Source organism: Clostridium aciditolerans, from assembly GCF_016316925.1.
GTDB lineage: Bacteria > Bacillota > Clostridia > Clostridiales > Clostridiaceae > Clostridium_AM > Clostridium_AM aciditolerans.
This window is the reverse complement of record NZ_JAEEGB010000003.1, coordinates 218,321-230,486: the sequence shown is the minus strand read 5'-3', so window position 1 is coordinate 230,486 and position 12,166 is coordinate 218,321. Positions and strand designations below refer to the sequence as shown.

Sequence of the window (12,166 nt, the reverse complement as noted above, 5' to 3'; positions counted from 1 at the left end):
AAGATAGAAGGGAAAGGATATACATATGGCAAGATATGAAGCTTTAGGGTTAATTGAAACTTTTGGTTTGGTTTTTGCTTTAGAAGCAGCAGATGCTATGTGCAAAGCAGCAAATGTTGAACTTATAGGATATGAAAATGTTGCATCAGGATATATATCTGTATTAGTTAAAGGAGATGTTGGTGCTTGCAAAGCAGCTGTAGAAGCTGGTGTTGCAGCAGTTGAAGGAATGGAAGGTGGAAATCTTTATAGTTCCATAGTTATTCCAAGTCCACACCCAGATCTTGAAAAAATAATAAAAAGATATGCTATTACAAATCTTGTAACAGAATAAAACGTGAAATTTTCCTAAAAGGAGGAGAGAAAAGTGAATATTATCGATAACGATTTACTCTCCATGCAGGAAGCCAGAATTCTTGTTGAAAATGCTCGTGAGGCGCAAAAAAAACTAGCAACCTTCCCGCAAGAAAAACTTGATGAGATAGTTGAAGCTATGGCTGAAGAGATTGAAAAACATTTAATGGAACTTGCAAAAATGTCTAATGAAGAAACTGAATATGGAAAGTGGGAAGATAAGTATATCAAGAATCACTTTGTATGCAAGTATCTGAAAAGTAGACTTAAGGATATGAAATGTGTAGGTATCATTAATGAAGATAAAGTGAACAGTACAATGGATGTTGGAGTGCCAATGGGTGTTATTATAGCCTTTTGCCCATCAACTAGTCCTGTTTCTACAACTATATATAAGGCATTAATTTCAATTAAATCAGGAAATGCGATTATATTTTCACCTCATCTAAGAGCTAAAAATACAATTTTTAAAACAATTGATATTTTGATTAGAGCTGCGGAGAGAGCAGGACTTCCAGAAGGTACTCTTGCGTATCTACATACAGTAACTAAAAGCGGTTCATTAGAACTTATGAATCATAAAGATACTTCTCTCATAATGAATACAGGAGTTCCAGAAATGCTAAAAGCAGCTTATAAATCTGGTAAACCAGTAATTTATGGAGGCAATGGAAACGGTCCAGCCTTTATAGAGCGTACAGCGGATATAAAACAAGCTGCCAAAGATATTATTGATAGCAAGAATTTTGATTATGGAGTTGTATCTGCCGCTGAACAATCAATTGTTGTTGACAGTTGCATTGTAGCGGAAGTAAAAGAAGAGCTTCAAAAGAATGGTGCATATTTTATGACAGAAGAGGAAGCGGAAAAGTTAGCATCTATATTCTTTTATAAAGATGGAAGCCCAGACTTAGAGATGATTGGAAAATCGCCACAATTCCTGGCTAAAAATGCTGGTTTTGCTGTTCCAGAAGATACAAAGGTCCTTATCTCAAAGCAGAAATTCGTTTTTCAAAAAAATCCTTACTCAAGAGAAAAGCTTTGTCCTGTACTAGCTTTTTATATAGAAGAGGACTGGATGCATGCTTGTGAAAAGTGTATAGAATTATTGCTTAGTGAGAGACAGGGACATACACTCATCATACATTCAAAGGATGAGGAAGTAATTCGCCAATTTGCACTAAAAAAACCTGTTGGAAGAGTGCTTGTTAACACTCCAGGAACTTTTGGAAGTATGGGAGCAACTACAAACTTATTTCCTTCAATGACTTTAGGCAGTGGTTCTGCAGGGGATGGGATGACTTCGGATAACGTTTCGCCTATGAACTTAATATATCTGCGTAAAGTTGGATATGGAGTTCGCAGAGTAGAAGAACTTGCTAAAACAGTAAACACTGAAGGAAATAAATTAAATACAAAAGATGAAGATAACCTTAAGTTATTAGAGAATGTCTTAAGGAAAATTATGAAGGACTTAAAATGAGCAGAGAATTCAAATCTTTGATTTGTAGTGAATCAGTTAAGCAGACATAAAAAATCTTTGATTTTTATATGATCGCTTACACTCTGTGTACTCATTCGACTAATAAGGAGAAGGAGTTTCATTTAAAAAATAAGTTAAAGAATGTGAGGTAATAAATTGGATATTCGTGAATTTTCAAATAAATTTATGGAAGCTACTAGAAACTTGTCTGAAGAAGAACGTGCTGGTTTAATGAAAATGTTTGAAAAAGTTTCTAAAGAAATAGTGAAAGAAGAACCAGCTCATACACATGTTGCAGTTGATAATAATGGTCAAATTCCAGATGGAATAACAGAGCGTTTAGTTAAGTTGAAGGAAACTTATTTAAAACATGTTCCAACTGTAACAACTCACCGTGCAAGAGCTATTACTAAAATAGCTAAAGAAAACCCTGGTATTCCTAAATCAGTTTTACGTGGTAAATGTTTTAAACACTGCTGCGAAACTGCACCACTTGTAATTCAAGATAACGAACTTATCGTTGGAGCACCAAATGGACAGCCTCGTGCAGGAGCATTTTCTCCTGATATAGCTTGGAGATGGATGGTAGATGAAATTGATACAATAGGAAATCGTCCACAGGACCCATTCTATATATCAGAAGAAGATAAGAGAGTTATGCGTGAAGAGTTATTCCCATATTGGAAAGGAAAATCTGTTGATGAGTACTGCGAAGATCAATATCGTGAAGCTGGAGTATGGGAACTTTCAGGAGAATCCTTTGTTTCAGATTGCTCATATCACGCAGTAAATGGCGGAGGAGACTCTAACCCAGGATATGATGTTATATTAATGAAAAAAGGTATGCTTGATATAAAGAGAGAAGCAGAAGAAAAATTGACTCACCTTAGCTATGAAAATCCAGAAGATATAGATAAAATCTACTTCTATAAATCATTAATAGATACTGCTGAGGGTGTTATGATATATGCTAAACGTATGTCAGACTATGCATTGGAGTTAGCATCAAAAGAAACTAACCTTAAACGTAGGGCAGAGTTATTAAAGATTTCTGAAGTAAATGCTAGAGTACCAGCACATAAGCCAAGTACTTTCTGGGAAGCAATACAAGCAGTTTGGACTATAGAATCCTTACTTGTAGTTGAAGAAAATCAAACAGGTATGTCCATAGGACGTGTTGACCAATACATGTATGAATTCTACAAAAATGATTTAGAAGCTGGACGTATGACTGATTTTGAAGCTTTTGAATTAGCAGGTTGTATGCTTATAAAAATGTCTGAAATGATGTGGATAACAAGTGAAGGTGGTTCTAAATTCTTCGCTGGTTATCAACCATTCGTTAACATGTGCTTAGGTGGTGTTACTAGAGAAGGTCGTGATGCTACAAACGAATTAACATATCTTTTAATGGATGCAGTTCGTCATGTTAAAATATATCAGCCATCTTTAGCATGTCGTATACACAAAGGATCACCACAGAAATATCTTAAAAAGATAGTTGAAGTTATTCGTGCAGGAATGGGATTCCCAGCGTGTCACTTTGACGATGTTCATATAAAAATGATGTTAGCTAAGGGTGTTTCTATAGAAGACGCAAGAGATTATTGCTTAATGGGCTGTGTTGAGCCTCAGAAGTCAGGAAGATTATATCAATGGACTTCCACAGGATACACTCAATGGCCTATATGTATAGAACTTGTGCTTAATCATGGTGTACCACTATGGTATGGCAAGCAAGTATGCCCTGACATGGGAGATTTAAGCAGCTTTAAAACTTACGAGCAGTTTGAAGCAGCTGTTAAAGAGCAAATTAAATATATTACTAAATGGACAAGTGTTGCTACAGTAATTTCTCAACGTGTTCACAGAGATCTTGCACCAAAGCCACTTATGTCTATGATGTATGAAGGCTGTATGGAAAAAGGTAGAGGAGTAGAAGCAGGTGGAGCTATGTATAACTTCGGACCTGGAGTAGTATGGAGTGGTCTTGCTACTTATACAGATTCTATGGCAGCTATAAAGAAGTTAGTATTTGAAGATAAGAAATACACTTTAGAAGAAATGAACGAAGCTTTAAAAGCTGACTTTGTTGGATATGAAAAACTAAGAAAAGATTGTTTAGAAGCACCTAAGTATGGTAATGATGATGATTATGCAGATTTAATTGCTGCTGATTTAATCAACTTTACTGAACAAGAGCACCGTAAATACAAGACATTATATTCAGTACTTAGCCATGGTACTTTATCAATCTCAAACAACACTCCATTTGGACAGTTAACTGGAGCTTCTGCAAATGGACGTAACGCATGGTTACCTTTATCAGATGGTATAAGTCCATCTCAAGGGTCAGATTATAAAGGACCTACTGCTATAATTAAGTCTGTTTCTAAAATGTCTTGTGAAGATATGAATATAGGTATGGTTCATAACTTCAAGTTAATAGCTGGGCTTCTTGATACACCAGAAGGTGAGCAGGGAATCATTACATTATTACGTAGTGCATGTGCCCTTCAGCTTGGAGAAATGCAGTTCAACTACTTAGATAACAATACTCTACTTGAAGCTCAAAAGCATCCAGAGCAATATCGTGATTTAATAGTTCGTGTTGCTGGATATAGTGCATTCTTTGTTGAGTTATGTAAAGATGTTCAAGATGAAATCATAAGCAGAACTGTGCTTACACACTTCTAAGCAGAGAACTCAAATCTTTGATTTGTAGTGAATCGCTTACTCATTCGACTAAAAGGAGAAGGAGTTTCATTTAATATTATATATTAAAAATCAAGGTAAATAAAATTGGAGAATGAAGAATATGAGCAATGGAACTTTAGGTATAATCGAACGAAAAGCGACGATTTTTAATATACAAAAATACAATATGTATGATGGAGATGGAGTAAGAACTTTAATATTTTTTCAGGGTTGCCCTCTTAGATGTAAATGGTGTGCAAATCCTGAGGGATTAATTAAAAAACATAGGGTTATGCTTAAAAGTAATTTATGTGTTGACTGCGGGGCATGTGTTTCTGTGTGCCCTGCAGGGATACACACTATCTCCAAGGAAACCTTAAAGCATGAGGTTAACCATGATATTGATTGTATTGGATGCGGCAAGTGTAAGGATGCCTGCCTTAAATCTGCTATATCGATAGTTGGAGAAGTAAAGACCATCTCTGAACTTTTAAAAATCGTAGAAGAAGATAGAACTTTTTATGAAATTTCTGGTGGCGGAGTTACATTAGGTGGCGGTGAAGTTTTAATGCAGCCTGAAGCAGCAAGCAGTTTGTTGATGGCATGTAAGCAAGAGGGGATAAACACTGCAATTGAAACATGTGGTTACGCAAAACTGGAATCAGTACTTAAGGTCGCGGAGTTCACAGATTTATTCCTATTTGACATTAAGCATATTGATTCAGATAGACATTTTCAGTTAACTGGTGTGAGAAACGAATTGATTTTAGATAATCTTAAAGAATTACTTCGCCGCAAATATAATGTAAAAATTCGTATGCCATTACTTAAAGGCTTAAATGATCACAAAGAAGACATTGAGAGAACAATGGAATTCTTGAAGACCTATAAAGATTACAGAAACTTTAAGGGAATTGATCTACTTCCATATCATAAAATGGGTGTAAATAAATACAACCAATTAGGAATGGAATATCCTATAAAAAATGATCCAAGCTTAACAGATGAAGATTTAGATAGAATAGAAAGCTGGATTAAAAAATACGATTTATCTGCAAAAGTAATTCGTCATTAAGCAGAGAACCAAAATCTATGATTTTGTGTGAATGGGTTAAGCAGATATCCCAAATCTTTGATTTGGCTATAGTCACTTACACAGCGTGTACTCATTCGACAAAGGAGAAGGAGTTTCATTAAATTAATTTTCAAATAGATAATTAAGATGGAAGGTAAGGTTTATGGGAGATTTTTCTGATAGAGATATACAGCGTATTATACAAGAGTCAGTTCCAGGGAAACAGATTACTATAGCCCATGTTATTGCATCGCCAATGCCTGATATATATGAACGTCTTGGAATTGATGAAAGGGGAGCAATAGGTATTCTAACTCTTTCTCCCTATGAAAGTGCTATTATTGCAGCAGATATTGCTACAAAGGCTTCTAATGTACAAATCGGATTCCTTGATCGTTTTACAGGTTCTGTTGTAATAAATGGTGATGTTCAAAGTGTTGAAACAGCACTTTGCGCAGTAAATGATACGCTAAAGAGTATGCTTGGATTTACTCCTGCTCCCATTACAAGAACATGAGAAAAAAACGCATAATGGTGATTGGACCTTCAAGATGTGGCAAAACTACATTAGTTAATGCATTGAATAATTATGATGGTCCATTAAGGCGAACACCAGATTTAATTTATGGTAAAAATACCATTGATGTTCCAGGCTCCTATTTAGAGAATACATGGATGTATAAACATATAATTGCAGCATCCCAGGATGCATCTCATGTACTTATATTGGTTGATCAATCCAATTGTGCAGAAATATACTCTCATGGATTTGCAAAATCTTTTAGATGTCCTGTAATTGGAGTGATAACAAAGTGTGATTTAATGCCTGAAAATGAAGAGAAATCTTTGAGACAGCTAAAGAGCATAGGAGTAACGGAACCATATTTTCATATTAGTTTTAAAGTGGGAACAGGAATTGATGCCTTAAAGAAGTATTTATTTGAAAAAGGTAAGGAGTAAAGGTCGATGATCAAATTTATTACCGAAGAGTATTTAAGAGATTTATATAGAAAAGAACCTTTTAATACCTACAAATTGCAACAGGGACAGCGGCTTACACCTGGAGCGGCTCAATATTTGTCTGATAAAAGGATAAAAATTACTGATGATTCAAAACCAAAGGAAAAGAATCAGACAAAAGCTGTAAAAGCGGTAGAAAGCATAAAAAAAGAGGAAAACAGTAATTTAATTTTAAAAAAGAAGCTTTGTTGTAAATTGAAATCTATAGAGGCAGCATTCCTTGTGACTAGTAGTGAGATATTAAAAGGAGATATTGTTCTAGCACAAAATATCATAACTTTGGGCAGAAAAATATCAAATATTAGAAATGTTGTGAGTGGAATGGGTACTCTTGAACCTATTTATTGCAAAGAGTGTACAGGCATAAATTCATTAAATTTTACAACTGAACTCCAAGATTGTTTTGAAATAACAGAATTCCATATGCAGCTTGAAAAAGGCACTGCTATCTTAAAATTGCATACACTTCGCTGTGCTTTGAGAGAATTACAGTTTGAAATAATGGATACTTACCAAAATGATGATGACAGTTTAAAAAATAAAATTGATGAAAATCTCAATTCAATAATTAATTCGCTGTCTCAATTGATTTGTTCAGCAGTGGGAGGAAAAGAATGTCAGAGAAAAATTTAACTTTTGAATATTGTGATAGGATGATTCAGAAGTTTGAAGAAGTTGTAGAAAAACCAATTCTTAATAAATCTTCTGTTTATTATACAGGTGTAGACCTAGGTACTGCATGTGTGGTACTGGCAGTTTTAGATGAAAACTATGAGCCTGTTGCAGGCGCATATAGGTATGCAGATGTAGTGCGTGATGGTATGGTTGTTGACTATATTGGAGCAGTTAGGATTGTTAGAGAGCTTAAACAGGAAATTGAGGAAAAACTTAATACTGAACTTCTTTATGCTGCTGCTGCAATTCCACCAGGAACGGATGCCTTAGATTCTGGAGCAATTAAAAATGTAGTTCAGGCTGCGGGATTTGAGCTTACGTGCCTTTTAGATGAACCTACTGCTGCTAATAATGTACTTAAAATTAAAAATGGTGCAGTGGTAGATGTTGGCGGCGGAACAACAGGAATATCAATTTTAAAGGATGGAAAAGTTATTCATGTTGTTGACGAACCTACAGGTGGAACTCATTTTTCATTAGTTCTTTCAGGTGCATATGGAATGCCTTTCAATGAGGCAGATAAATTCAAAAGAGATAACAAGAACCATAAAGAAATTTTACCAATATTAAAGCCAGTAGTGGAAAAGGTAGCATCAATTATTAATTATAATATTAAGGATTATGATGTGAAGGAAATTTCCTTAGTAGGTGGTACTTGCTGCCTTACGGGAATTGAAGAAATCATTGGAAAACAGACAGGAGTATATACTCATAAACCTAAGAATCCTATGTTTGCCACACCACTTGGAATAGCATTAAGCTGTACTCAGGATATTATAGAGTAATAAGGAGGGAGTTTAAAAGTGGATTTTAGAATTATAAAATCACCTTCCCCAAGCACTAAAGATATTCTTAGAAGAAGAATGGGTGGAAATTGTAAAACGGACTTAGACAGCAGTGATGCAATAGGACTTGTACAAGGCAAACTTATTGATATGATTTATGCTGCAGATATTGCTGAGAAAGCTGTTGGAGTTACCGTTGAAGATATTAGAGGATTATGCCCTCAGCATATGGTTCTAATTGGAATTTTTGGTGACACAGCATCCGTTGAAGCTGCATTAAATGAAATTAAATTAAAAATGAAAGAGGTAAAAGCAATATGATAGCAGCAAGACTTATTGATACTGTATGGGCAACTAGAAAAGCAGAATCACTTAATGGACTTAAATTTATGCTTGCAGAGGAAATTGGTGGAACAGATTCAGGAAGAAGATTCATTGTAGTGGATAACATTAGTGCAGGTATCGGTGATAGAGTTATAGTTACTACTGGATCTTCTGCTAGAAGAATGTTAGGAAATGACGATATTCCTGTAGATGCAGTTGTTGTTGGAATAATTGATGCAGATTGTAATTTTGGATAAGTTCAGGATTCATAAGAATTAATAATTCCTATGAATCATAGAGAACTGCAAAGGAGGTAAAAATGAATCTTCTTGAAATGGTTAGAGAAGCCGGCGTTATTGGTGCAGGTGGTGCAGGGTTTCCTACACATGCAAAGTTAACATCAAAGTCGGAATATATACTTCTTAATGGAGCTGAGTGTGAACCTTTGCTAAGGGTGGATCAGCAGTTGATGGAGTTGTTTCCAGATGAAATAATTAAAGGATTTGAAGCAGCAGGAAAATTAGTTGGAGCTAGGAAAGCTCTTATAGGTATTAAAGGAAAGCATAAAAAAGTGATTTCAATTCTGAAAGAAAGAATTGAGGCACTTCAGGTAGGCGATTTTGTTGAAGTAAAAGAGCTTCCAGATATTTATCCGGCAGGTGATGAACAGGTTCTGGTTTATGAACTTACAGGTAGAGTTGTTCCTGAAGCAGGTATTCCAATCCAGGTTGGATGTGTAGTAGTGAATTCAGAAACGGCATTAAATATTTACCATGCTTCCATGGGAGAGCCGGTTACAGAAAAATATATCACAATTGCAGGAGATATTCCTAAACGATTGACCGTAAAGGTACCGATAGGAACACCTATTATAGATGTGTTAAAGCTTAGCGGAATAGAAAATTTTGATAACTATGCGGTTATTGATGGCGGACCTATGATGGGACCTGTGATGAGTAGTATAGATGGGCATATTACAAAGAAAAACAAGGGATTTGTAATTTTGAAAAAACAGCATTTTCTTATTCGTAAGAAATCTATGAATATAGAACAGACAAGAAGAGTGAATAGAGCTTCCTGCGAACAGTGCCGTATGTGTACGGATATGTGTCCTCGTTATCTTATTGGACATAATGTGCAGCCTCACAAGATGATGAGAGCTTTAAATTATGCATTAACAGATGTTGAAGGTCAGAAGAGTGCACAGCTATGCTGTCAATGCAATTTATGTGAATTGTTCTCCTGTCCAGCAGGGCTTTATCCCAAATCTGCAAATCTCTATTTTAAAGGGAAATTGGCAGAACAGAATATAAGGTATAAACCGATGAAGTCAGAGTTCACCGCCAGCAAAAATCGTGAATATCGATTGGTTCCAAGTAAGCGCCTTATAGCTAGACTAGGTTTGCATGATTTTGATGAGCCAGCTCCTATGATAGAAGTTGAAATAAAGCCTGAATTGGTGCACATTGCAAGGAGACAGCATGTAGGGGCACCTGCAGTGACCGTTGTTAATGCTGGCGATCATGTGGAGTTGGGACAGATAATAGGGAAAATTCCTGAAGAAAGTTTGGGTGCTGCAATTCACGCAAGCATTTCAGGAACTGTTGTGGAAAGTGGAAATGATTTTATTACTATAAGGAGGGACTGATATGGCAAAAGCAATAGGAATGGTTGAATTTACAAGTATTGCACGTGGTATATATGCAGCAGATCAGATGGTAAAAACCGCTGATGTGGAAATAGTAACAGCTAGCTCTGTTTGTCCAGGTAAATATATTGCTATCATTCAAGGTGATGTTGCAGCGGTTCAGGATTCAGTCAGTGTTGGTGAAAGGTTGGCAGAAGAATTCTTAATTGATTCTATCATTATACCAAATGTCAGTCCTGAAGTATTCCCAGCAATAACAGGTGCAACAATGCCAGATAGAATTCAGGCTTTAGGAATTATAGAGTTTTTCTCCTTAGCAACTATGGTTATTGCTGCTGACGCAATTATGAAAGCTGCTGAATTACATCCTTTAGAACTTCGATTGGGAACAGGATTGGGCGGTAAGTCATTTTTCACCTTTACTGGAGACGTGGCTGCAGTTCAAACCGGTGTTGAAGCAGGAAAGGCTATTGCAGAACAAAAAGGTCTGCTGGTAAATGCTGAAGTTATACCTTCGGTGTCCGACAGACTGATAGAATCTCTGTTCTAAGCAGGCATCCAAAATCTTTGATTTTGTGATGATCACTTACTCATTCGACGAAGGAGAAGGAGTTTCATTTAAGCAGAGAACTCAAATCTTTGATTTGCAGTGAATCGCTTACTCATTCGACGAAAGGAGAAGGAGTTTCATTTAAGCAGAGAACTCAAATCTTTGATTTGTAGTGAATCGCTTACTCATTCGACGAAAGGAGAAGGAGTTTCATTTATGAATGAAAGGAAGTGATAAATTGAAAAAATTAATATGTGCAAAAGATATTGAAGCATTAATATTAAAGGGAGAAAAAGTATTTTGTGTAGATGGCAGCGAAATAATTACACCATCAGCTCAAGACCTTGCAAAAAACAATGGAATAGTATTTACTACAAAAGCTTTAGAGCCTAAAGTGCAGCAATTTGATGCTAAAAAACCTCTAAGCATAGAGGGAATGGACAGCGAAATGATGCTTAACATCTTTAAAGCAATGATGGACAAAGGTCTTTTAGAGCAAATGCTTGAATGCTTAAAAGGAAAGAATCTTCCATATGAAGCTGATAAGGATTCTAGTGGACTTAAAGTTGTTAGAGGAAGCTCAGTAAAAATGGATGTATTTGATACTGGTAATCCAGATAACAAAGTTTATTTTCAAGAACTAGTAAGTAAAGAAGAATCAAAAATGAGTGCTGGATTTTTAATTATTGAAAATTCGAAGTTTGATTGGGAATTAACTTATGAAGAACTTGACTATGTTATTGAGGGAACTTTAACAGTAGAAATCAATGGAAAGACATATACAGCTCATGCTGGAGATGTGTTATTTGTACCATCTGGTTCTAAAGTAGTTTGGGGTTCACCAGATAAAGCTAGGGTATTCTATGCAACCTATCCAGCAAACTGGGCGGATCTTTTATAGAAGACTAGGAGGATAAACCTATGCAAGCGCTTGGTTTAATAGAAACAAAAGGATTGCTTGCAGCTATTGAGGCAGCCGATACGATGGTGAAATCAGCAGATGTAAGTATTATTGAAAAAACCTATGTAGGTGGCGGTCTTGTTACAATTTCAATTACAGGTGATGTAGGTGCAGTACAAGCATCTATAGAAGCTGGAGCAGCAGCTGTTAAAAAGCTTCATGAAGAACTTTTAGTTTCACAGCATGTAATTCCACGTCCTCATCAGGAATTGGAAAGTATAATTGGACCTAAAAATCCAGAAGACTCAGTATCAAGTGAAGATATATATAATAAAGATGTAGAAAAAGCTGAAGATAATATCGAAAAAGATCAAGATGCTTTAGAGTCAGATAAAATTCATAGGGTAAATTTAGATAATCTACATAAAGATGATGTAGATGAGTTAGTAAGTAAAAATGGTATAGAGAAAGCCCTTTTTATCTTATCTAAGTTAAAGGTTGTTAAACTTAGAAATCTAGCTCGTGAATACAAAGATTTTGTAATTACAGGCAGAGCAATTTCAAAGGCAGATAAAAATTTATTAATTGCTAAATTTAAACTATATTATGAGAAAAAATAGCTATTCTTAAGGCTATGAAAGGAAGTATGAAACA

14 protein-coding genes are annotated in these 12,166 nt (G+C 35.5%); all 14 read left to right on the top strand.

Annotated elements, in window-relative coordinates:
- Window positions 1-25 precede the first annotated feature (25 nt).
- The 14 genes from I6U51_RS02265 to I6U51_RS02200 all read left to right on the top strand — a co-directional run bounded on the left by I6U51_RS02265 (window position 26) and on the right by I6U51_RS02200 (window position 12,132).
- Window positions 26-334 carry a BMC domain-containing protein gene (locus I6U51_RS02265; protein WP_211140976.1) on the top strand — a complete coding sequence of 103 codons (309 nt, stop codon included), beginning with the start codon at window positions 26-28 and terminating at the stop codon, window positions 332-334.
- A 33-nt stretch (window positions 335-367) separates the two neighbouring features.
- Window positions 368-1,837 carry an aldehyde dehydrogenase family protein gene (locus I6U51_RS02260; RefSeq protein WP_211140975.1) on the top strand — a complete coding sequence of 490 codons (1,470 nt, stop codon included), beginning with the start codon at window positions 368-370 and terminating at the stop codon, window positions 1,835-1,837.
- Between the two features lie 156 nt (window positions 1,838-1,993).
- Window positions 1,994-4,534 (top strand): choline trimethylamine-lyase, encoded by a 2,541-nt coding sequence (cutC, locus tag I6U51_RS02255; RefSeq protein WP_211140974.1) that lies wholly within the window; start codon window positions 1,994-1,996, stop codon window positions 4,532-4,534.
- Between the two features lie 121 nt (window positions 4,535-4,655).
- On the top strand, window positions 4,656-5,609 hold the full coding sequence (gene cutD, locus I6U51_RS02250) for a choline TMA-lyase-activating enzyme (protein WP_211140973.1): 954 nt from the start codon (window positions 4,656-4,658) through the stop codon (window positions 5,607-5,609).
- A 163-nt stretch (window positions 5,610-5,772) separates the two neighbouring features.
- Complete coding sequence (locus I6U51_RS02245; RefSeq protein WP_211140972.1) at window positions 5,773-6,126, top strand: BMC domain-containing protein; 354 nt, start codon at window positions 5,773-5,775, stop codon at window positions 6,124-6,126.
- Entirely contained in the window at window positions 6,123-6,569 is a 447-nt protein-coding gene (locus I6U51_RS02240; protein WP_211140971.1) for a EutP/PduV family microcompartment system protein, read from the top strand. The genes I6U51_RS02245 and I6U51_RS02240 overlap by 4 nt, the downstream gene beginning before the upstream one ends.
- 6 nt (window positions 6,570-6,575) lie before the next feature.
- A complete protein-coding gene (locus tag I6U51_RS02235; RefSeq protein WP_211140970.1) occupies window positions 6,576-7,262 on the top strand; it encodes a cobalamin adenosyltransferase in 687 nt (228 codons plus the stop codon).
- Window positions 7,244-8,089 carry an ethanolamine utilization protein EutJ gene (eutJ, locus tag I6U51_RS02230; protein ID WP_211140969.1) on the top strand — a complete coding sequence of 282 codons (846 nt, stop codon included), beginning with the start codon at window positions 7,244-7,246 and terminating at the stop codon, window positions 8,087-8,089. Before I6U51_RS02235 ends, eutJ begins: the two co-directional genes overlap by 19 nt.
- An 18-nt stretch (window positions 8,090-8,107) precedes the next feature.
- Window positions 8,108-8,410, top strand: a complete 303-nt coding sequence (locus tag I6U51_RS02225; RefSeq protein ID WP_211140968.1) for a BMC domain-containing protein — start codon at window positions 8,108-8,110, stop codon at window positions 8,408-8,410.
- A complete protein-coding gene (locus I6U51_RS02220; protein ID WP_211140967.1) occupies window positions 8,407-8,670 on the top strand; it encodes a EutN/CcmL family microcompartment protein in 264 nt (87 codons plus the stop codon). The genes I6U51_RS02225 and I6U51_RS02220 overlap by 4 nt, the downstream gene beginning before the upstream one ends.
- Window positions 8,671-8,732: 62 nt before the next feature.
- Entirely contained in the window at window positions 8,733-10,061 is a 1,329-nt protein-coding gene (locus I6U51_RS02215; protein ID WP_211140966.1) for a 4Fe-4S dicluster domain-containing protein, read from the top strand.
- Window position 10,062: 1 nt separating this feature from the next.
- On the top strand, window positions 10,063-10,611 hold the full coding sequence (locus tag I6U51_RS02210; RefSeq protein WP_211140965.1) for a BMC domain-containing protein: 549 nt from the start codon (window positions 10,063-10,065) through the stop codon (window positions 10,609-10,611).
- 238 nt (window positions 10,612-10,849) lie between these two features.
- The gene (locus I6U51_RS02205) at window positions 10,850-11,512 is read left to right on the top strand and encodes a cupin domain-containing protein (RefSeq protein ID WP_211141068.1); all 663 of its coding nucleotides are present in this window, start codon (window positions 10,850-10,852) and stop codon (window positions 11,510-11,512) included.
- A 20-nt stretch (window positions 11,513-11,532) separates the two neighbouring features.
- Window positions 11,533-12,132, top strand: a complete 600-nt coding sequence (locus I6U51_RS02200; protein ID WP_211140964.1) for a BMC domain-containing protein — start codon at window positions 11,533-11,535, stop codon at window positions 12,130-12,132.
- The last annotated feature ends 34 nt before the right edge of the window (window positions 12,133-12,166 follow it).